15 protein-coding genes and 1 pseudogene are annotated in these 22,183 nt (G+C 43.0%); 13 read left to right on the top strand and 3 right to left on the bottom strand.

What is annotated here, in order from left to right; translation table 11 throughout:
* Window positions 1-135 precede the first annotated feature (135 nt).
* The 7 genes from R7Z41_RS18860 to R7Z41_RS18830 all read left to right on the top strand — a co-directional run bounded on the left by R7Z41_RS18860 (window position 136) and on the right by R7Z41_RS18830 (window position 8,671).
* On the top strand, window positions 136-2,016 hold the full coding sequence (locus R7Z41_RS18860) for a DUF294 nucleotidyltransferase-like domain-containing protein (RefSeq protein WP_225478176.1): 1,881 nt from the start codon (window positions 136-138) through the stop codon (window positions 2,014-2,016).
* Window positions 2,013-2,762, top strand: a complete 750-nt coding sequence (locus R7Z41_RS18855; RefSeq protein WP_225478177.1) for a 3'-5' exonuclease — start codon at window positions 2,013-2,015, stop codon at window positions 2,760-2,762. The genes R7Z41_RS18860 and R7Z41_RS18855 overlap by 4 nt, the downstream gene beginning before the upstream one ends.
* Window positions 2,763-2,955: 193 nt before the next feature.
* Entirely contained in the window at window positions 2,956-4,614 is a 1,659-nt protein-coding gene (locus tag R7Z41_RS18850) for a BCCT family transporter (RefSeq protein ID WP_005377772.1), read from the top strand.
* A gap of 314 nt (window positions 4,615-4,928) precedes the next feature.
* Window positions 4,929-5,462 (top strand): diaminobutyrate acetyltransferase, encoded by a 534-nt coding sequence (gene ectA, locus R7Z41_RS18845; protein WP_005393379.1) that lies wholly within the window; start codon window positions 4,929-4,931, stop codon window positions 5,460-5,462.
* 34 nt (window positions 5,463-5,496) lie between these two features.
* Window positions 5,497-6,762: a diaminobutyrate--2-oxoglutarate transaminase gene (ectB, locus tag R7Z41_RS18840; protein WP_017820939.1), complete on the top strand. Its 1,266-nt coding sequence runs from the start codon at window positions 5,497-5,499 to the stop codon at window positions 6,760-6,762.
* Window positions 6,763-6,776: 14 nt separating this feature from the next.
* A complete protein-coding gene (locus R7Z41_RS18835; RefSeq protein WP_005377769.1) occupies window positions 6,777-7,163 on the top strand; it encodes an ectoine synthase in 387 nt (128 codons plus the stop codon).
* 86 nt (window positions 7,164-7,249) lie between these two features.
* Window positions 7,250-8,671, top strand: a complete 1,422-nt coding sequence (locus R7Z41_RS18830; RefSeq protein WP_005377768.1) for an aspartate kinase — start codon at window positions 7,250-7,252, stop codon at window positions 8,669-8,671.
* Window positions 8,672-8,859: 188 nt separating this feature from the next.
* Here the strand turns inward: R7Z41_RS18830 and R7Z41_RS18825 are convergent, their stop codons facing one another.
* Complete coding sequence (locus tag R7Z41_RS18825) at window positions 8,860-10,425, bottom strand: arylsulfatase (protein WP_005377767.1); 1,566 nt, start codon at window positions 10,423-10,425, stop codon at window positions 8,860-8,862.
* 389 nt (window positions 10,426-10,814) lie between these two features.
* On the opposite strand from R7Z41_RS18825, the gene R7Z41_RS18820 reads away from it, so the two are divergent.
* The gene (locus R7Z41_RS18820; RefSeq protein ID WP_206970117.1) at window positions 10,815-13,145 is read left to right on the top strand and encodes a tetratricopeptide repeat protein; all 2,331 of its coding nucleotides are present in this window, start codon (window positions 10,815-10,817) and stop codon (window positions 13,143-13,145) included.
* A 45-nt stretch (window positions 13,146-13,190) separates the two neighbouring features.
* On the opposite strand, the gene R7Z41_RS18815 is transcribed toward R7Z41_RS18820, so the two are convergent.
* A complete protein-coding gene (locus tag R7Z41_RS18815; protein WP_372081184.1) occupies window positions 13,191-13,919 on the bottom strand; it encodes a formylglycine-generating enzyme family protein in 729 nt (242 codons plus the stop codon).
* Between the two features lie 238 nt (window positions 13,920-14,157).
* On the opposite strand from R7Z41_RS18815, the gene R7Z41_RS18810 reads away from it, so the two are divergent.
* The 3 genes from R7Z41_RS18810 (at window position 14,158) to R7Z41_RS18800 (ending at window position 17,795) form a co-directional block, all read left to right on the top strand.
* Window positions 14,158-15,483 carry an anaerobic sulfatase maturase gene (locus tag R7Z41_RS18810; RefSeq protein ID WP_065274486.1) on the top strand — a complete coding sequence of 442 codons (1,326 nt, stop codon included), beginning with the start codon at window positions 14,158-14,160 and terminating at the stop codon, window positions 15,481-15,483.
* A gap of 53 nt (window positions 15,484-15,536) precedes the next feature.
* On the top strand, window positions 15,537-16,634 hold the full coding sequence (locus R7Z41_RS18805; RefSeq protein ID WP_065274487.1) for a hypothetical protein: 1,098 nt from the start codon (window positions 15,537-15,539) through the stop codon (window positions 16,632-16,634).
* Between the two features lie 162 nt (window positions 16,635-16,796).
* Window positions 16,797-17,795, top strand: coding sequence for an HAD family hydrolase (locus R7Z41_RS18800; RefSeq protein WP_225478179.1), 999 nt, complete (start codon window positions 16,797-16,799; stop codon window positions 17,793-17,795).
* A gap of 107 nt (window positions 17,796-17,902) precedes the next feature.
* Here R7Z41_RS18800 and R7Z41_RS18795 read toward each other — a convergent pair whose 3' ends face one another.
* Window positions 17,903-19,420, bottom strand: coding sequence for an arylsulfatase (locus R7Z41_RS18795; RefSeq protein WP_005377761.1), 1,518 nt, complete (start codon window positions 19,418-19,420; stop codon window positions 17,903-17,905).
* 247 nt (window positions 19,421-19,667) lie between these two features.
* Between R7Z41_RS18795 and R7Z41_RS18790 the strand changes: the two genes are divergently transcribed.
* Both R7Z41_RS18790 and R7Z41_RS18785 read left to right on the top strand, forming a co-directional pair.
* A complete protein-coding gene (locus tag R7Z41_RS18790; protein WP_225478180.1) occupies window positions 19,668-21,104 on the top strand; it encodes an arylsulfatase in 1,437 nt (478 codons plus the stop codon).
* A gap of 152 nt (window positions 21,105-21,256) precedes the next feature.
* Window positions 21,257-22,183 (top strand): annotated as a pseudogene (locus R7Z41_RS18785) (RTX toxin); the annotation flags it as partial.

Raw genomic sequence — 22,183 nt, 5'->3', positions numbered from 1 at the left:
TTAGAGCTCTAATTTTTGGTTAAGACTTGGTCCTGTGAAATCGGTTAGGTACTGTTATCCTTAGATTTATTTATTGCTTGATTTCACTCAGGGTGATATTTATCGCTGTAGTTTAGGCAACGTATGGAATAAAAAATGGAAGCCGAACAGTTAGAAGTGCTCAATTTCATTAGCCAGTACCCACCTTTTGATGACCTACCTGAAGAGCAGCTTAGAAAAATTGCTCTCAATACCGAGGTTGCATACTTTCGGCAAGGAACAAAAATCCTTAACTTCGGAGATACGATCCGCGACTTGTATATGGTGAGAAGTGGGGCGGTAGAGATTTATCGACGTAAAGGTGAACTCTATAACAGGATTGATGCTGGTGGACTGTTTGGTCAGATGGGGTTGTTGATGAACAACCGCGTACGGATGCCAGCCAAAGCGATAGAAGACACTCTCGTTTACTGTATTCCGGAAAACATCTTCAATGAACTTTGTGATGAGTTTGAAAACTTTGCGGACTACATGGAACTGGAAGATAGCGCGCGTTTGCGAAGCGCAATATCTAGCCGATCCGAAAGCAATGACTTTACCACCGCTAAGGCACGTAAAATCTTAGCAAGAGATCCAGTAACTCTGGAGGCAACGGCTTCAATTCAGGAAGCTGCGATACTAATGGCAGAGGAAAATGTCACCTCTCTGCTCATTATTCGCCCGACAGAGGAGCTCACAGAAGAAGATGACGAACAGCTGCTTGGAATTTTGACTGATCGCGATCTTTGCATTCGCGTACTAGCTCAAGGTATTGATACCAATATTCCAGTGAGTGAGGTCATGAGTTATGACGTGGTTTCATTGGATTATAACGCCTATGTGTTTGAGGCCATGTTAACCATGTTGCGTTACAACGTGCATCATTTACCAATTTTAAAAGATAAAAAGCCGATAGGAATTATTGGCATGACGGACATCGTTCGTTATGAATCTCAGAACAGCCTATTGCTAGTGAGCTCTATTTTTCAGCAAACCAGTGTCGAGGATCTCAAGCAGGTTTCTGAACAAGTAAAAGACTGTTTCGTAAGAATGGTCAATGAAGATGCCAACGCGCACATGATTGGTCGAGCCATGTCGGTTATAGGCAGTAGTTTCAAACAACGCCTCGCTGAATTAGCTGAGCAAGAGTTTGGCCCTGCGCCCATTCCTTATTGTTTAGTCGCAATGGGTTCAATGGCGAGGGATGAGCAGTTAATTGTAACGGATCAAGATAACGCGCTTATTCTCGATAACAGTTATGACGTTGAGATTCACGGAGAGTACTTTGAAAAGTTTGCTAAATTTGTTTGTGATGGTTTAGCGGCATGCGGCTATGCTTATTGTACTGGAGACATTATGGCTACCAACCCAGAATGGCGAAAAACTCGTGCAGAATGGGAAGAATGCTTTGGAAACTGGATAGACAATCCAACCCCTGAGAGATTGTTAAATAGTAATATCTTTTTTGATCTCCTCGGTGTGCATGGGCGAGTGAAATGGGCGGAGCAATTAAGCAGCTTTATTGTGAGACGAGCGAAAAGAAATAACCGCTTTCTTGCTTGTATGGCGTATAACGCAATACGTAGGACGCCTCCACTGGGCTTTTTCAAAGACTTTGTGATGGAGAAAGATGGTCGTCATCGCAACTCGATTAACTTGAAGCGAAGGGGGACGGCTCCGTTGGCCGATTTAATACGGGTGCATTCTCTGGCAATCGGTTCGCGATCGCAAAACTCTTTCGACCGTTTAGATGACATTAATGATGCTGGCATTTTACCGAAAGGTCGAGGTTTGGATTTAAGGGATGCGATGGAGCTAATCTACATGGTTCGAATTCGTCACCAAGCCCTTGATATAGAAAATGGAGAAGAGCCAGACAACAACATTGAGCCGGAGAACATGTCTGAATTTGAACGTCGAAACTTAAAAGCAGCATTTCAAATTCTAAGTAACGCACAGAACTTCATTAAGTTTCGATACCAGAGAAGTAGCAAATGATGTGGTTCTCAAAAAAGGCAGAAAAAGAACATCCCTTGTTGGATACATCCCAGACGCCAGAGTGGTCAATGTTGTTCAAGCAACTCGCTAAAGAAGCGAAAGACGAGAGGCTCAAACGCTACTATTCGACACCGATGGTAAATGGGGAAACACCAATTGAACAAGTGCCATTTGTCTCGGTAGACTTTGAGACAACAGGATTGAACTCGGAAGAGGATGTCATTCTCACGATCGGACTTGTGCCGTTCACTATTGATCGTGTTCAATGTAATGGTTCTGCTCATTGGGTCGTTAACCCAAACAGAGAGTTAAACCACGAGTCTGTCATTATTCACGGTATCACTGACTCTGAGGTTAAAAACGCTCCGCAGCTGTCTCAGATCTTGGGTGAAATATTGGATGCGTTGTTAGGCAAAGTGGTACTTGTTCACTACAAGAACATTGAAAGGCAGTTCTTTAATAACGCCTTGCTAAATAGCATCGGAGAGGGGATACAGTTTCCTGTTGTTGATACGTTAGATATTGAGTATGCGATACAACGCCGTGAATGCAGAGGTTTTATCAATAAGTTGAAAGGCAAGAAACCCGGTTCTGTACGATTAGGGCACGCTCGTGAAAGATATGGCCTCCCTGCTTATCAACCTCACCATGCCCTGACGGATGCGTTAGCAACTGCGGAGCTGTTTCAAGCACAACTGCAGTATCACTTTAATCGAAACATGCCAATATCTTCGGTTTGGCAATAGGCGTTATTTATGGTGAAAACAATAAAATGCAATGAGAGATAGGGGGGCTTTAAGATTATGATGGCGGATTGAGTAACCGCTTATAAGAACAATGTTTTATGAACATGTGCTTGGTAGTGATGAAGACGTTTCATTACTCGAACTCCGACGAAAGTAATTTAAACTTGGTCACGTATTTTTAAGGAGATTATCCGTGAGCACCGATAATAACGGTGGCATTCAACGCCCCGATGGAAAAGTAAACGCAATAGATACTGACTATCAAATTGGTCAGGATAACGTTGCGCTAAAGGTAGGCCCATTTGGCCTTGATATTCACAACCGTGTTTTTGCAATTTCTGGCTTAGCAATCGTCATGTTTGTTGTGATAACACTATTATTCCGAGAACAGGTAGAGCCGTTTTTTGCAGACCTACGAGCGGGTTTGTTGCACAATTTAGACTGGTTTTTTCTCGCTTCAGGTAATATTTTTGTCATTGTCTGTGTCGGATTGATCTTCACACCATTGGGCCGTGTGCGAATCGGTGGTACTGAAGCAACACCTGATTACTCCTATGCTGGATGGTTGGCAATGCTATTTGCTGCGGGTATGGGTATTGGTCTTGTGTTCTTCGGTGTATCAGAACCGATGTCCCATTTTAGTTCTGCAATTGGTGGCGTGAGCGTTGAGAATGGTGTACGTACTGACTGGGCACCGCTAGGTGGTGCAGAGGGCGACGCAACTGCAGCTTCAGCATTAGGGATGGCTGCGACGATTTACCACTGGGCACTTCATCCGTGGTCAATATACGCGCTCTTGGCTCTTGGACTGGCTATCTTTTCATTTAACAAAGGTTTGCCACTCACCATGCGCTCAATTTTTTACCCTTTGTTTGGTGAGCGTGTATGGGGTTGGACTGGTCATATTATCGATATTCTTGCAGTGGTAGCGACGGTTTTTGGTTTAGCAACATCGCTAGGCTACGGTGCGTCTCAAGCCGCAACGGGTTTGAACTTCCTGTTTGATGTCCCAATGACCAATACCACGCAGGTTATATTGATTATTGGTATTACTGCGCTCGCTTTAATCTCTGTTGTGGCTGGACTCGATAAGGGCGTGAAAATCTTATCTGAAATCAACATGGGTCTTGCAGCGCTGCTATTGCTATTTGTTATTGTTGTTGGCCCGACGATTGCGATTTTAACTGGTTTCTTCGAGAACATCGTTTCCTATGTGGCTAATATCCCTGCCTTATCTATGCCATTTGGACGAGAGGATGTGAATTACTCTCAAGGCTGGACGGCGTTTTACTGGGCGTGGTGGATTTCTTGGTCACCATTTGTGGGTATGTTCATCGCACGTGTGTCTCGCGGTCGTTCAGTTCGTGAGTTTATTATTTGCGTTATTCTTATCCCATCTTCAGTTTGTGTGTTATGGATGACGGCTTTTGGCGGTAACGCAATTAGCCAATACGTTAATGATGGCTACGAGGCGGTGTTTAACGCAGAACTACCTTTAAAACTTTTTGCCATGTTAGATGTTATGCCATTGGCTGAGATAACATCTTTTGTCGGCATTATCTTAGTCGTGGTGTTCTTCATTACCTCTTCTGACTCAGGATCACTGGTTATTGATACTATTGCTGCGGGCGGTAAGGTCGATGCACCAACGCCACAACGCGTGTTCTGGTGTACGTTTGAAGGTTTGGTTGCGATTGCATTGATGTTGGGTGGTGGTCTAGCTGCTGCTCAAGCAATGGCGGTGACGACTGGTTTACCATTTACTATTGTTTTGCTTGTTGCAACGGTATCTTTGATAAAAGGTTTGATGGATGAACCTCGTCCAAAGGCGGTTTCTAAGAAATCAAAATAACTAGTATCAGCAATTAAATTATTGATAAAAGCGGTATGCGAAAGCATGCCGCTTTTTTTTGGATTTCTATTTTTCTCTGAGAAATGAACAGCATGGAAAATGGTCTTATTCTGGTTGTTTTTTGTACTGCGCATTTAGGTGACTATTTAATAAATTAGACCTCGAACTATTTTAACTTTTGGTTAATAGGCTTGTTTTTGTGATGCGAATCACAAAAATACCGATAAAAAGGCGGATTATTTGATTTTTAGTCGCGAGGGATGCCCATAATAAAAAGGAAATTTAATTAGACCTCAAAGGATATGTATTTTCACATGATCACATCAGCACCTTGGGTCCTTTATCCAGAGATTGGAGAAGACTCAAGTAAAAAATGGATTTTTCGTGAGCCTAAAATCTCTGATGGTGACGACATTTACAGCTTAATTGCAGACTGTCCTCCATTGGACATGAACTCATCTTATTGCAATTTCCTACAGTCTACGCATTTCAGCAAAACCAGTATTTTGGTTGAGCAAAAAGGCGAAATCGCAGGTTTCATTTCCGGTTATCAGAAACCAGACGAGCAAGACGTTTTATTTGTCTGGCAAGTTGCAGTCTCACCTCGCTTTAGAGGTCATGGTTTAGCATTCCGCATGTTGAAAGAACTTCTCACCCGAGAGGAATTAGGCGGTGTTAAATCGGTAGAAACTACCATCACGGAAGATAATAAAGCCTCTTGGGCACTATTCAAAAAGTTAGATGCGATGAACGGCAATTCTGGCCAAGTAAGCACATTTTTGGATGAAGAAGCCCACTTTAAAGGCAAACACGATACAGAATATTTGTATCGCATTCCTCTCAAATAATCCTCAAACAATAGGAATTAAAAACGGTCTCATCATGGATATTTTCAAAAAGCAGGAATCCAACGTACGCTCATATTCAAACAATTTCCCGGTCGTTTTTCGTAAAGCGAAAGGCTGCTGGCTAGAAACAGAACAAGGTGAACGATACTTAGACTTCCTTGCTGGAGCGGGATCTCTAAATTACGGCCATAACAATCCAGTACTAAAACAAGCGTTGCTTGAGTACATTGAAATGGACGGCATTACTCACGGTTTGGATATGCACTCAGAAGCGAAAGCATCGTTTCTGGAAGCGTTGGATACTTACATCCTTAAACCAAGAAACTTGGATTACAAGGTTCAGTTTACGGGCCCAACAGGTACTAACGCTGTTGAGGCGGCATTGAAGCTGGCTAAAAAAGTAAAAGGCCGCGACAGCGTCGTTGCGTTTACTAACGGCTTCCATGGTTGTACTGCTGGCGCACTGGCTGCAACGGGTAACCAGCATCACAGACAAGGTAACGGTTCTAGTCTAAGTAACGTCACTCGTATTCCATTTGAAGGTTACGCTGGCGTAGATGGTCTCGCGCTGTTCGAAACCATGCTAAATGATAACTCTGCAGGTATGGATAAACCAGCCGCTGTACTTCTTGAAACTGTGCAGGGTGAAGGTGGTTTAAATGCTGCTTCAAACGAGTGGTTACAACGTTTGAGCAAAATCTGTAAAGCCAATGACATTCTTGTGATTGTCGATGACATTCAAGCAGGTTGCGGACGTACTGGTACTTTCTTTAGTTTCGAGCCGTCTGGTATCCAACCGGATATCGTGACGCTATCGAAGTCGATCGGTGGTTACGGTTTGCCGATGGCTGTCGTATTACTTAAGCCTGAGCTTGACCAGTGGAAGCCAGGCGAGCATAACGGTACGTTCCGTGGCAATAATCACGCCTTTATTACTGCTGCAAAAGCACTAGAAATTTACTGGGCAAACGATGATTTTGAAACACACATCAAGCAGTGTTCAGACAAGGTAAGTGCAGTGATTGACCGTTGTGTTCGTCGCTTTCCTCAAATGTTTGTGCAGAAAAAAGGCCGCGGCATGATGGTTGGTATTGAATGTATCAATGGTGACATGGCATCTGAAATTGCGAAAAACTGTTTCGAGAATGGAATGGTGATAGAGACAGCGGGTCCAGACGATGAAGTTGTGAAGTTCTTCTGTCCACTAACCATCAGCGAATCAGAGCTAGATCAAGGACTAAGCATCTTTGAAAATGCAGTAGAGACTATCGCTGCGAAACATTTCAAACAAGCATCTTAATAAGGATTTTAATTATGATCGTCAGAACTCTAGATGAATGCCGCAACAGCGAACGACGTGTTGTTTCAGATAACTGGGAAAGTGTCCGCATGTTGTTGAAAGACGACAACATGGGTTTCTCTTTCCACATCACAACGATTTATGAAGATACAGAAACTCATATTCACTATCAAAACCACCTTGAATCGGTGTTTTGTATGAGTGGTGAAGGTGAGATTGAAGTTGTAGGTGGAGAAACGTACCCAATCAAACCAGGTACATTATACATCCTTGATAAACACGATGAGCACTACTTGAGAGCTTATAAGAATAAAGAAATGGTAATGGCGTGTGTGTTTAACCCACCGATTACTGGCGCTGAAGTGCACGATGAAAACGGTGTTTATCCTCTCGTTGACTAAAAGATGATGGTGGGGTGCTTTGCCACCCCACACTTTACTATCTCTTCTTTTTTCTTTTTAAAGTTACCAATCAAAAAAGGCTTATCATGACATTTACCGTAGAAAAAATCGGCGGTACATCAATGACAGCATTTGATGCTGTTCTCGACAATATTATTCTTCGTCCCAAAACACCATACAATCGTATTTTTGTCGTATCTGCATACGGTGGTATGACCGATGCGCTGCTCGAGTGTAAAAAAACCAGTAAACCAGGCGTTTATCAGCTTATCGCGAAACGCGACGACAAATGGGAAGAAGCGTTAGCGTACGTTGAAAGCCGTATGTTGCTGACCAATGAAAATATTTTTGCGGACCCAATGAATCGTATCCGTGCGGATAAATTCATTCGCTCCCGCATTGCTGAAGCGAAAAACTGTATCGCGAATATTTTAGAAACCTGTCAGTACGGTCAATTTTCGTTGCGCCAGTACTTGCCTCAAATTCGAGAGTTTCTCTCGTCTATCGGTGAGGCACATAGTGCTTACAACACAGCACTAAAACTAAAAAATATGGGTATTAACGCTAAGTTCGTTGACCTGTCTGGTTGGGATAATCAAGCGCCAAGAAGCCTTGATGAGTCGATCAGTGACGCGTTTGCTGATATCGATGTATCAAAAGAACTGCCAATCGTGACAGGTTATGCTTACTGTAAAGAGGGCCTAATGCACACTTATGACCGAGGTTATAGTGAGATGACATTTAGCCGAATTGCAGCAATAACAAAAGCGGATTTAGCAGTAATTCACAAAGAGTACCACTTGAGCTCAGCAGACCCACGCGTTGTTGGCCCTGAAAAAGTATTACCAATTGGTAGTACAAACTATGACGTAGCAGACCAACTTGCTAACCTTGGCATGGAAGCGATTCACCCAAATGCCGCTGCGGGTTTACGTGAAAGTGGTATTGAGCTACAGATTAAAAATACATTCGAACCTGAACACGAAGGTACTTTGATCTCTTCAAGCTACCGCCCAGAAGAAGACAAAGTCGAGATCATCGCAGGTAAAGAGAAAGTATTTGCACTGCATTTGTTTGACCAAGCAATGGTAGGAAAAGCCGATAACGTTAGTTACGAATTGATGGAAATCATCTCCGATGCTCGTGTAAGTTTGGTTGGTAAAGAGATGAACGCTAACTCAATTACTTACTATCTAGGTGGCAGTACTGATAGCTTAAACAAAGTATTGTATAAAGCCGAGAAACGTTATCCGAATGCCTCGATTAAAGGTCGTATGGTCGCGCTTATCTCAGCCATCGGTTCTCAAATTGATACCAACAAGACGTTGGCGAAAGGTGTGCTTGCATTGATGAATAATGGCGTTACGCCAGTTGCACTGCACTCATCATTGAGAAATGTAAATGTTCAATTTGTTGTCGGTGATAAGGAATACCAGCACGCGATTTGCGCATTGCATGATGAGTTTTTCCAAAGTAGCAGTTTAGCTAAATCGGTTAATGTGGCTTAGTTTATCCACGGTTAAAATATAAAGGAGAGCAGGTTAGCTCTCCTTTTTTTGTTTTTCAGTTTGTACTCACAATGCCCACTTTGTATAGGCTAAACAGGCGATTTAAGTAAGTTCCTATGTGGCGATACACATAAGCTAGCAGAATGGTCTGCTGGCTTATGTTACTGATTAACTAACGTTAACTTAGTTTACTTAAACTTGCTGATTTCTTGTTCAACTTTGTCTAGTTGTTGCAGCTTCTCTTGCATTTTTAGAGAGTCGTAGTTTAGTGAAGCAGGGTTCATCGCTGTGCCACGTTGCATTGGGTATTCTGGAAGTGTTTTAAAGAACTCTCCCACAACGTCTTGTACAGGTACAAATAGCCACATGTTGTCAGCCATCCAACGCAAGTACATTTGTGATTCGCTTGGGCCTTTTTCGAATGGGTCAGCGCGTAGGTGGATGATTTTAGGCCAGTTCGGAGCAAAACGAACGGCGTTACTTAGGTTCCCTTCAAGCGTTGCAAAGTGAAGTTTCCAGTCATTCCAGCGGACAGCGTTTAATTCACCATTAGACGTAAAGTAAAGCAGCGACTCACGAGGGCCTTTTTCTTCCTTACCTTCAAAGTATGGCATGAAGTTGTAACCATCTAAATGCACACGCCATTCTTTGCCATTTGCTTTGTAGCCTTCTGCCAGTTTTTCTTTTACATCAGGTACGCCAGCAGCTGCCAATAATGTAGGCAACCAGTCTTGGTGTGCCATCATTTCATTGATCTTGGTTCCTGGCTTAATGACGCCTGGCCAACGAACCAGTTGAGGAACACGCATACCGCCTTCCCAAGTTGTACCTTTTTCACCATGGAATGGTGTTGCGCCACCATCTGGCCAAGTCATGGTTTCTGCGCCGTTGTCCGTTGAGTAGATAACGATAGTGTTGTCTGCAACACCTAGCTCATCCAGCTTGTCGAGTAAAACACCTACATGATCATCATGTTCCAGCATACCATCGGCATAAATGCTTACACCTGATTTACCTTGGTATTTTTCCTGCAAGCGAGTCCAAACGTGCATACGAGTGGCGTTATGCCAAATAAAGAAGGGTTTATCCGCCTTAACTGCTTTTTCCATAAATGCCAAAGAGCTCTCTAGGAACTCTTCATCTGCGTGCTCCATACGTTTTCGTGTCATCGGGCCAGTGTCTTCAATCTTACCGTCGGCATAAGACTTAATGACACCACGAGGGCCATAGTTTTTACGAAACTCTGGGTCTTTAGGGTAGTAATAAGTTTCAGGTTCTTCTTCTGCGTTTAGGTGATATAAGTTACCGAAGAATTCGTCAAAGCCGTGTTTTGTCGGTAAGTGCTTATCTTGGTCACCTAAGTGGTTTTTACCAAATTGACCCGTCATGTAACCTTGTTCTTTTAACAGGTCTGCAATGGTTGGCGCCCAATCAGGTATGCCGTGGTCAGAGCCTGGCATACCAATTGTTAACAAACCCGTACGAAATGGCTCTTCACCCGTAATAAAGGCCGCGCGACCAGCAGTACAAGACTGTTGTCCGTAGTGATCTGTGAACAACGCACCTTCATTCGCGATACGGTCGATGTTTGGCGTTTTGTAACTCATCATACCTTGGTTGTATGCGCTGATATTCCAGTAGCCGATATCGTCACCAAAAATTGCCAGAATATTCGGTTTGTCGGCTGCCATAGCAGCACTGGACGCCGCTAACAGTCCTGCGCCTACAGCGATTTTGCTCAATTGATTTGCCATAAAAACTCCAGATTGTTGAGAGTAAAGATAAGCACAAGTGAGCCTTATGCTTAGTTGCTGCATAAGTTAATGATGTATATAGAAAAATCCTCTTATACTCGATATAACCATAAGTTATTGCTAGGTTGTAACCATTTGTTAATTAAGAAGAAATAGGATTGTTCTGTTAGTTTGTAGAGATTCGTAAAGTAGATTTAGATCACTGAAGAGCCTTATTTTTATTGCGTAGTAGAAGAGGGGGATGGAAATGAAAAACAATAGGATGCTCGCTTGTTTTACGGTCCTAAAGCAATACTAAAGTCGTTATGTATTGCTTGTAATTATTTGTATAACCAGTGATTTAGTGTCTATATTGATTTAGGTTGTACATTATAAATATAAGGATATCTATGAGTCAGTGGGCAGGCCGGTTTCGCATTTTATTGCTGGTCAACGTTGTTGTCAGTTTTATGGCTTTTTCTCAAGAGTTATTAACAGAGAAACCAAATATTCCTTCAGGCTTAAATCCAGAATATGCTGGCACACAAGCTTGTATAGATTGCCACCAAAACGAAGTGGAGGCCTGGAAAGGGTCACATCACGATATGGCCATGAAGCATGCAAGTACAACCTCTGTGCGTGGTAATTTTGATAACCATGTTGTAACACACAAAGGAATGCCTAATCGTTTTTTTAAAAAAGGCGACGAATTTTGGGTCAATATTCAAGGTGCTGACGGGCAATGGCATGACTATAAGATCAGCTATACATTTGGCTGGGAGCCATTACAGCAGTACATGGTCGAGTTTGAAGATGGCCGCGTGCAGCTTATTCCTTTTGCTTGGGACACAAGAGCTAAAGTTGAAGGGGGACAGCGTTGGTTTCATCTTTATCCAGAAACGACAACAACGGATGAATTCTATTGGACCAATACCGGGCAAAATTGGAACTTTATGTGTGCTGATTGCCATTCAACGAACCTAAAGAAGAATTACGACGCTGACAAAAACACTTACAACAGCTCATGGTCAGAGATTAATGTGGGATGCGAAGCATGCCATGGTCCCGCTAGTCAGCACATAGAACTGGCCAAGAAATACAAAAATGCTGGCACTTCTTTTGAGCATGACAGCCATTATGGCTTTGATCGAAATTTGTCTAAAGCAGTGTTGGATTGGGTGTTTGAGGAAGGCCATAGTACGTTACAGCCGAAATCAATTGAAGCAACCAATCAAGTGCAAACATGCGCTCAATGCCATAGTCGCCGAACCCAGTTAAATGAAACAGGTGATCATGTTAAAGGTTCCTTTTTTGATAAATATCGCTTAAGCCTTATAACACCTGAACTCTACTATCATGATGGACAGATTTACGACGAAGATTATGTTTATGGTTCGTTTCTTCAATCTGAAATGGCGGAGAAAGGGGTCACGTGCACTAATTGCCATGATCCACACACGGCAGAGTTAACGATCCCAGAAGAGGCAGTATGTTCGCAATGCCATATTGCATCGGAATATACACCTGAAAAGCATACCTTTCATAAGGCTGAATCTGAAGCATCGCAATGTACGACTTGTCACATGCCAGAAACGACTTACATGCAAGTCGATCCTCGTAGAGACCACAGTTGGCATATTCCACGACCGGATTTGAGCAAACACATTGGAACGCCCAATGTTTGCATGTCATGCCATGAAGATAAAAGCAATCAATGGGCCGATGAACAGATAGCAGAATGGTACCCGAATTCGAAGTATCGTAATCAACAACATTTTGCTGTCGCATTTTATGCGGATTCAATTGGTCATCAAGGAGCAGCAAATGCGTTGGCATACTCTGCTCAGGATTCGTCGTTAAAAGACATTATTCGTGCTTCAGCCCTGGAGAGAATGGGGGGCAACACTGACCAAAATACAACAGTATCTTTGGCTAGGGCCGTTAAGAATGAGAATGAAATGGTTCGATTAGGGGCAATTTCAGGCTCGTCTGGTTATGAATTTCATGACCGGTGGCGGATTCTAGAGCCATTACTTGGTGACCCGGTGCTTTCAGTGAGAGCGGAAGCTGCCTCGGCGCTGGTTGCGAACTACGCACAAATGACCCCTTTACAAAAAGATATAATTAAATCGCCTTTAGAAGAGTACATGGAAATTCAAGAGTTTAATGCCGATCGTGGTTTCGGAAGAACCAATTTGGCGAATGTGTACCGCAGCTTAGGTGAAATCGACAAAGCGGCCGAGCTGTATAAACAAGCGATCAGCATCGAACCCTACTTCGAAAATAGCTACGTTAACCTAGCAGATTTGTATCGCCACCTAGGTAAAGAAGAAGCTGCGATCACGGTGCTACAACAAGGGATGAAAGCTCAACCTAAATCCAGCACATTACCATACAGCGCAGGTCTTTCTTTGTTACGTCAAGGCAAAGCCGATGATGCGAAAAAGCTACTTAGACGCGCCGCAGAAATTGGTGAAACTAATGCGCATTATTGGTACGTGTACGGTCTAGCTTTAGAAAAAAGCGATGTTCTAGAAGCCAGTAAAGCGTTGCATACAGCATTTGAAGTCGGTGGCAATCCACAACACTTGTTTGCTCAATGCGAGGTTCTAGCGAGAAATCATAAAAAAGGTGCTGTCGCTTTTGCTTTCGATAGGTGCATACAAGAGCTTAGTCACTATGCACCTAAACAAGCTATTGATCAGCTTAAAGCCTCTATTGTTGGGGTCAATAGGAGCTAATTACCAAAAGTGGAGCTTTTATCGCTCCACTTTTTCTTACTTGGTTTAATCAGCGTCTTTCGCTAATCTCAGCCCCATGTCGGACATGATGACTGACTGGCTAGCAAAATCGCGACGATAGTTTTCGGATTCGTCAGCATCATAGGCAAAGCTACCACCTCGTACAGACTTGTGTGCCAGGCTTTCTTTTTCATCTTTTGCGTTTACCGGATTATCACTTGGTGCTGATTTGTAATAGCCTTCATCAAACGCATCAATAACAAACTCACCAACATTACCCGTCATATCGTATAAGCCAAGCTCATTCGGTTTTTTCTGACCTACCTTGTGTGCCTTATTGTTTGAGTTACTGGCATACCAGGCAACGTCGTTAATATCATCAGACCCCGCGTAAGTGAATCCTTGACTTAGATTCCCCCCTTTCGCTGCAAACTCCCATTCTGCTTCGGTGGGTAAACGATAGTGCTCTCCCGTTTTTTCATTCAATTTCTTTATAAAATAATTGGCTTGTTGCCAGCTAATGTTATTCACGGGCGTATTTGGGTTTCTAAAATAACTCAGAGAAGAGCCTGTAACCGATTCGAATAACTCTTGGGTTACCTCAAATTTTGCCAAATAGAAATCATCCACGCGAACGGTGCGAGCCGGGCGCTCGGATTTATTTGCTGATGGATTATCCGAGCCCATCATAAATTGTCCACCTTCAATAAGAACCATATCTTGAGCGATTTTTTGAGCAAGAGGGCTAGGTTGTGTTGTTGCACATCCAGTCATAATTAGCGAAATCGAAATAGCGGCACCAAGGTAAAGAGTATTACTTTTGGAATGCTTCATAGGGGAGCTCCATCAACATTTATGATCAAAGAATTTTATCAAGCAAGTCTATGAAAAACAGTTATACACACTATAACAAGCGCCACGAATAATTGAACATTATCATCACACTAGGCGATTAACTTAATGATTAGTCTTAACGCCGTTGGGCACAGGCTAGCAACTAAGAAGGTGATGAATGCACATAACTCAAGGTCCGCAGTTCAATGGAAAAGCATCCAAGCGATTACATGTCATGGCGAAACCTATCGGTGCAGTGTGCAATATCGATTGCACCTATTGTTATTACCTAAACAAACAAGATTTACTTGAGTACAAGCCAGGCTGCTCACCAGTCATGGATGAGGAAACGCTAGAGACCTATATCCGTCAATATATAGCGGGACAGAATACACCTGAAATCATTTTCTCTTGGCAGGGTGGTGAGCCGACAATGCTAGGTTTGGATTATTTCAAGACAATTGTTGAGCTACAGAATAAATACCGTCCCGATGGCATTACGATCTCCAATGATCTCCAGACTAATGGCACACTGCTTAACGATGAATGGTGTGAGTTTTTAAAGGCGAACAACTTTCTCGTCGGTTTAAGCATTGATGGCCCAGAAATGATGCACAACGCTTACCGAACAAACCGAGCTGGTAGAGGCACATTCCGGCAAGTTATGAATGCGGTTGAATTATTACATAAGCACGAAGTAAAGTTTGCTACGCTCACTTGTGTTAACAACTTGACCGGACGTAACCCACTTGAAGTGTACCGATTCTTGCGAGATGAAGTACGCTCCCCTCAAATGCAGTTTATTCCAATAGTTGAGCAGAAAACATTCAGAACAACCGCCCCTCAAACTTGGGAGCCAAACGAGCAACTAAAGCAAGGAGATAAACGGTTGATCCCAGGTCATAAAGATGCCGTTATTGAGCCTTTTTGCGTTGCGGATGAAGCATGGGGAAATTTTCTGATCGCGATTTTCAATGAATGGGTTTTACACGATATCGGCAACGTGTTTGTGCAGTACTTTGAAGCCAGTATCGAAACCTGGATGGGCAGAAAAAACCCACTGTGTACGTTAGGTGAAATCTGCGGGAAGGGCTTAGCAATGGAGCCTAATGGTGATGTGTTTGCGTGTGATCATTACGTGTACCCAGAATATAAGGTTGGAAACATTCATCACGAAAAGCTCGATACGCTCGCTTATAGCTCTGAGCAGCAGAAATTTGGGTTTGCTAAAAGTCGTACGCTGCCCCAACAGTGCCTTCAATGTGATTATCAATTTGCATGTTTTGGAGAATGTCCCAAAAACCGTTTTATCCGTACTAGGCAAGGTGAGCCTGGTCTTAATTATCTCTGCGCGGGTTGGAAGAAGTTTTTTACCCATGTTGATCAGTCGATGGCGTACATCTTACGAGCGACAGGTAACCCAGTGGTTCACGGTAAATACAGTGACCAGATTCTACGCCAGCAAGCTACTCAAACACAGACTGTGTTTGAAACGAAGTTTTAAGATAGTCACTACGCCTGCTACAGGCCCGGAAATGAAAGAATATAGGTTATTGAATGCAAAAAATTAAGCTGCTCTCTAAATCATTACTCGTGATCTCGATCGGCATTGCTGCGAGTCAAACAGCAGTGGCACAAGAAACAACATTGCTAGACCCAGACCAGGTATCGCCGACAACGGTTGTCACTCCACAAGAAGCTCAAATGACACCGGCGCAACGAGTCGAAAAGCTGTCTTATGATGCGCAAAATAAAAAGTTGTCTTCAGAAAAACGTATTGATGCTTTACGTGAGTTAGCCAACTATCCAAGCCAAAATGCATTGGTTGCAGTTGCCCGTGGGTTGCAGGATGAAGATGCAGGTATTCGCGAAGCTGCGATCGTGGGAGCACAGCCATATATGATTGAGCACCGTTGGCGTTTGATTTCACCATTATTGAGTGATGACGCCGCCATGGTGCGAATTACAGCAGCGATTAACCTCGTTCGAGATTACGCCAATTTGAGTTCGGAGCAACAGCAGTCACTTGAGGGGCCTGTTTCAGAGCTGACAGCACACTTGTCCAGTAAGAACGATAATGTTTCCAAGTTATTACTTGCAGACGTTTACCGTTGGCATCGTGATTGGGATAAAGCGGCGCTGATATACCCAGAGTTAACTAAGCTTGAGCCAAACAACCCTCAAGTTTGGTTAAGCTATGCAGACAACTTCCGAGCGCAACAGCTAGACCAAAAAGCTATCAACGTGCTTGACGAGGGTATCAAGCTAAATTCAGAAGATGCCTCGCTGCATTATTCTAAATCTCTCGCTTTGGTTAGATTAGACAAAAAGAAAGAAGCGGCGTTTGAAATAGACAAAGCTGCGACGATGGCAAAGACGAACAGTTACTTTTGGTACTTAAATGGTGTTCTGCAAGAAGAGTTAGACTTGAAGAAGTCTGTCAACGCTTTTGAGCAAGCGTATTTGATATCCGGTGCTCCAGAACAATTGTATGCCGTGTGTGACATCTATGTTAGATACGGCAACCCTAAAACGGATGACTGTTTAACAGAGCTAACGAAGGTCGCTCCCGACTATGTTATTGAAGAGCTCAATCAGAAAAAGGGACGTAAAAGTGCCCCTACATCAGTTGAAGCCAATGAATTTAAACTCTAATCGTTAAATTCCATGTTTCTATTTTAATAAAATAGTGGACTAGATTGGTGACATTGTCACTTTTTGGTGGCCGTTGCATATTTCAGTTCAATATGCGCCTGTTTCAATTGAACTATACTTTTGATTGGATTCGCACCTAGCACCTCAATATAAGGAATTAAGATGGCTATAAAGTTAAAGACGATTGTCTTAGCAACAGGTTTTGCTCTGTCTAGTTACGCTGTTGCTGCTGATATGCAAGATCCACTTCCGTCATGGAACAACACTGACGCTAAGCAAGCTATTATGGCGTTTGTTACGAAAACAACGACCCAAGGTTCGGATTCCTATGTTCCTGAAAGCCAACGAATCGCGACGTTTGATAATGATGGAACACTTTGGGCAGAAAAGCCTGTTTATCTACAGTTGTTTTTTGCGATCGATAGAGTAAAAGAAATGGCCTCTGAGCATCCTGATTGGAAGACAACCGAACCCTTTGCTTCCGCATTAAAAGATGACATGGAGGGGATTGGTAAACAAGGACTCGAAGGTGTAATGAAGCTTGTTATGGCAACCCATTCTGGAATGTCTACTGAACAGTTTCATCAAGAAGTTAAGGAATGGTTGAAAACGGCTGTCCATCCAACAACGGGTAGACCATACACTGAAATGGTCTATCAACCTATGCTCGAACTGCTCGACTATTTAAGAGCGAACGACTATCAGACCTACATCGTTTCTGGAGGCGGAATTGAATTTATGCGCGTTTGGGCGCCGGAAGTATACGGCATTCCAACGCAAAACATCGTGGGAACGACGTTAAAGGCGGAATATCAAAGTGTTGATGGAAAACCTACCATCCAACGCATGCCGGAAATAGACTTTGTCAATGACAAAGCAGTAAAGCCTGTGACGATTCAAAACTTCATTGGCAAACGTCCGGTAATGGCGTTTGGTAATTCTGATGGTGATTTACAGATGTTAGAGTGGACGAAAGCAGGTTCAGGTCCAAGATTTTCTGCGATTATCCATCACACGGATGACAAGCGTGAATGGGCGTATGATAAAGATTCGCATGTTGGTAAGTTAGATAAATCGTTTAAAGTAGGTGAAGAGCAAGGTTGGCTATTTGTCGATATGAAACAAGATTGGAATCAAGTGTTTAAAGAGAGCACTAAATGATAATCTTTGTTTGACCATAACTTGCTGCAACCAAACAATTGCAACGAAATAAAAGGCCTCACAATTGAGGCCTTAGTTAATTCCACAATAGCTTCGATACCTAGGGTCTAGTTTCTAGGTTGCTGTGTCATTGTTTCTACCACTTTTTCAATACTTAACGAGCTACCTTTCGTTGCAGGGAACTCCTTAAATGTCTCTAGGAACTTACGCACGATAGCTTGAGCAGGAACGAACATCCACATTTGATCAGCGTAAAAATGTCTGACGTAAAGTGCTGCATCTGGACCGACCTCAAATGGATCCATACGAAGGTTTACAATCAAAGGCCAACTAGGTGTTTTGCGGTATGCCTCATTAATGGCACCCTCCATAATACTGAAGTGGATCTTCCAGTCTTTATAACGAACGGCGTTTAAATTACCACCAGCATCGAAGTAAAAGATTTCTTTGCGTGCGCCTTCATCAGCTTTACCAGTCAGCAGATCAAGTTGGTTGTAGCCATCTAAATGTGCTTTAAAGGTTTTGCCCGCTGCTTTATGACCCTTCAATAGTTTTTCTTTCACATCAGGTTCGCCCACAGCTGCGAGTAGAGTTGGCATCCAGTCTTCTTGTGAAAAGATATCGTTGATAACCGTTCCTGGTTTAATGTTTCCAGGCCAGCGTACCATCATCGGAACGCGGAATCCGCCTTCCCAAGTCGTACCTTTTTCGCCCTTGAACGGTGTAGTACCACCATCTGGCCAGGTAAATTTCTCAGCGCCATTATCAGTACTAAAAACAACAATGGTGTTATCTGCTACGCCTAGCTCTTCAAGTTTATCAAGCATGACACCTACTTGATCATCTAGGTCCATCATGCCATCGGCGTATAAGCCGTAACCTGACTTCCCTTGATATTCTTCACTCAAATGTGTCCAGACGTGCATACGGGTTGAGTTATGCCAAATAAAGAATGGTTTGTCTTCTTTTACTGCTTTTTCCATAAAGGCCAAGCTAGCATCCATGAACTCTCGGTCTACGTTTTCCATACGCTTACGAGTAAGGGGACCTGTGTCCTCGATTTTGCCATCCGCAGTCGCCTTCAACACGCCTCGAGGTCCGAATTTTTTACGAAACTCTGGATCTTTTGGATAAAACTCAGACTCAGGCTCTTCTTCCGCGTTTAAATGGTATAGGTTACCAAAGAACTCATCAAACCCATGGTTAGTTGGTAGGTGCTCATCTTGATCACCAAGGTGGTTTTTACCAAACTGACCAGACACATAGCCGTGATTTTTAAGTAACTCTGCGATAGTAGGATCTTTCGATTGAATACCCTCTTTTGCGCCGGGCATACCAATAGTCAATAGACCGGTACGAAACGGATGTTGACCCAGAATAAATGAGGCTCGTCCGGCAGTACAACTCTGTTGTGCGTAAGCGTCTGTGAAAATGGCACCTTCATTGGCGATTTTATCAATGTTAGGAGTCTTCCCTCCCATCATACCATTGTGATATGCACTAATGTTGTATACACCTACATCGTCACCCCAGAACACAAGGATGTTGGGCTTATCGGCAGCAAAGGCTGTGGACGCAGCTAATGTACCGACCAATGCCATTACCTTTTTAATCGAGTTTCGCATGAAAATCCTCCGCGATAAATGAATCCATTATCGTTATATAACGTTACTAATTGTGTTCATCATGGCGAAGTCGAGTGAGATGACACCAAATGAGACAATGTAGTCAGTTGAATATAGTAGAGGTTTTTTGTTGCTTCCAAGTAATCCCTGTTTTTCAAAAATGTTAACTAACATGGACTAGACTTTAGTGTGTTTTAAGTGTGATAAGACGCACTTACAGGATTGAATTTCAATGAAAGGCGACACTATGAAAAATAAACTAGCAACTATCCTGTTTCTATGTATCCCGTTAGAAGTGGTTGCGGAAGAGACACCAAATGTCGTGGTAATGTTGGTTGATAACCTTGGGTGGGGGGAACTAAGTTCCTATGGGAGTACCAGAGGTGTTGAAACTAAAAACTTAGATCAACTTGCTAGAGAAGGTGTACGCCTTACTAATTTTAATGTGGAACCGCAATGCACGCCAACTCGCTCCTCATTCATGACGGGGAGGCGAGCGCTTAGATCTGGGACAGATAAGGTTGTTTGGGGAGTGCCTTACGGTATGGTGAACTGGGAGATAACCATTGCAGAGAAGTTTAAGGAACAAGGATATAACACGAGCCTTTACGGGAAATGGCATTTGGGAGACCAAAAAGGGCGCTTTCCAACGGATCAAGGCTTTGATGAATGGTATGGCATTGCAAATACGACGGATGAGTCAGAATATAGCTCTCAACCCGGTTATAAAGCTATATTACCTAAACCTCAAATCCTTTCAGCTAGAGCAGGGCAGGATCCTAAAGGGGTCAAAGAATATAATTTGGACTCACGTAGAACGATTGACAGTGAGCTAGTTGAACATGCCACAGATTTTATAAATCGAAATGTGAAAGAGAATAAGCCATTTTTCTCTGTAATTACTTTTACTCAACCACATTTACCGACGCTACCTCATCCTGATTTTATTGGTAAAACAGGCAAAGGAAATTACTCAGATGTGTTAGCTGAGATAGATTTTCGAGCTGGGCAAGTTATTGGTGCAATAGAAAAAGCAGGAATTAAAGATAATACACTAGTGATTTGGTTTTCTGACAACGGTCCAGAGTGGCATATGCCATACCAAGGCTCTAGCGGACCATGGCGTGGTGCGTACTTTACGGCTCTTGAAGGCTCTCTCCGAACACCATTTATTGCCTCTTGGCCTAACCACATCAAACCGGGCAGAGTGAGTGATGAAATTATCCATGTTGTGGATCTATTTGCCTCACTTTCTCATGTCGGTGGATACAAATTACCAAGCGATAGAACAATAGATAGTATTGATCAGTGGGCCTTTTTAAAGGGAGATAGTGAAAAGTCTAATCGAGATGGTTTCATCGTTAACAATGGATCTGAAACCTACGCTTATAAGTGGGAAAATTACAAGATGCACTTTATTGATCAAGATATCATGCCGGAGAAAGGGCGCCCATTACAGATCCCTGAAATATACAATTTGATTGATGACCCTAAAGAGGAGTTTGATTTAAGAAATAATGCCACATGGTTATTTCCTATCATGATAGGAAAGAGAGTAAAGTTTGAATCTTCCGTTTCAACAAGCTGCGATACGATTCCTTTCCCTGCTCCATTTGGATATGAGCCCGATTGTAGCAAGGGGAATTTCAATCAATTTCCAGTGGATGGGTTACGCCAGAAGTAGTTTACCCCAATGGCTCTTTCTCGCATGCATGAGGTATGTTTTTGGTTCAATATCTCATTAGAGCCATTTAGGGCCATGTTTTTTCTAGTTTCATTTGAACAGTCACATTCGTCGACCATACTTAAACTTCGTTGTTTCATATGGGGCGAATTATGCAGCCAATACTCTACATTCAAGTCGGTAATGTTCTTTGGGCGGTTTTAAGTGACGGTTCTTGGATCCAAATGTTGCCTAACGAACAATTAGTTCCAGAAGTAGAGGTGGTTGTTCTTAATACTGACATTCTCGATATTGCATTTAATGAAGATTCAACAAGTGAGGATGAATCGAGTTCGAATGATCTTTTAATTGCATCTCAAAACGGTATTGAATCCACTTTTAATCAGAGCGTTCGAGATTTTAGTGAGTCTTCTGGTGGGTTAAGTTTTGTTGCCTATATTCGCGCTGTTTTACCTGAGCAACTCGTTTCTAATGGCTATGTTACTAGGCCAGCAGTGCAAGAAAGAGAGAACCCAACTTCTGAGACTCAGGCTCCTGAGCGGTTGAATCCCGATGCTATATTAACGGTGGATATTCTTGATGGCGGTGATGGATACGAAAACCAGTTTGAAGTTCCTAGTGTCACGATTCAAGGTGACGCACTCAAGATAAGCAATGAGTGGCTTGTTACTATCACCATTACCGACAGCCTCAATAATTCCATTACTGTTACAACGACCGTAGAGAATGAGGCTTATACCCTATCAGGCGTTGATCTGTCTTCCCTTACCGAAGGGCCGCTTACGGTGACTTCTGTGGTTTCTGACATTTATGGCAACAACCTGAACGCCGTCGATACGACCATTAAAGATACGCTTGCAACGGTGAATGTCAATTTTGATGGTGGAGGGGATGAGTATTTAAATCAGTACGAAATCGCGACTACTCGCCTCGAAGGAACGATTGAAAACATTGAAGATGGCCAGCGTATCCAAGTTACGGTAACCGACTCGTTAGGAGCGATCATAAACTTAGAAACGGTGGTGACTGGTGGAAGTTGGTCTCTGGACGACGTTGACCTTTCTGGATTGTCTGAAGGT

The organism is Vibrio sp. 1457, from assembly GCF_033340195.1.
Taxonomy (GTDB): Bacteria; Pseudomonadota; Gammaproteobacteria; order Enterobacterales; family Vibrionaceae; genus Vibrio; species Vibrio alginolyticus.
The sequence above is the reverse complement of the archived record's forward strand: the minus strand, read 5'-3'. Positions and strand labels throughout refer to the sequence as shown.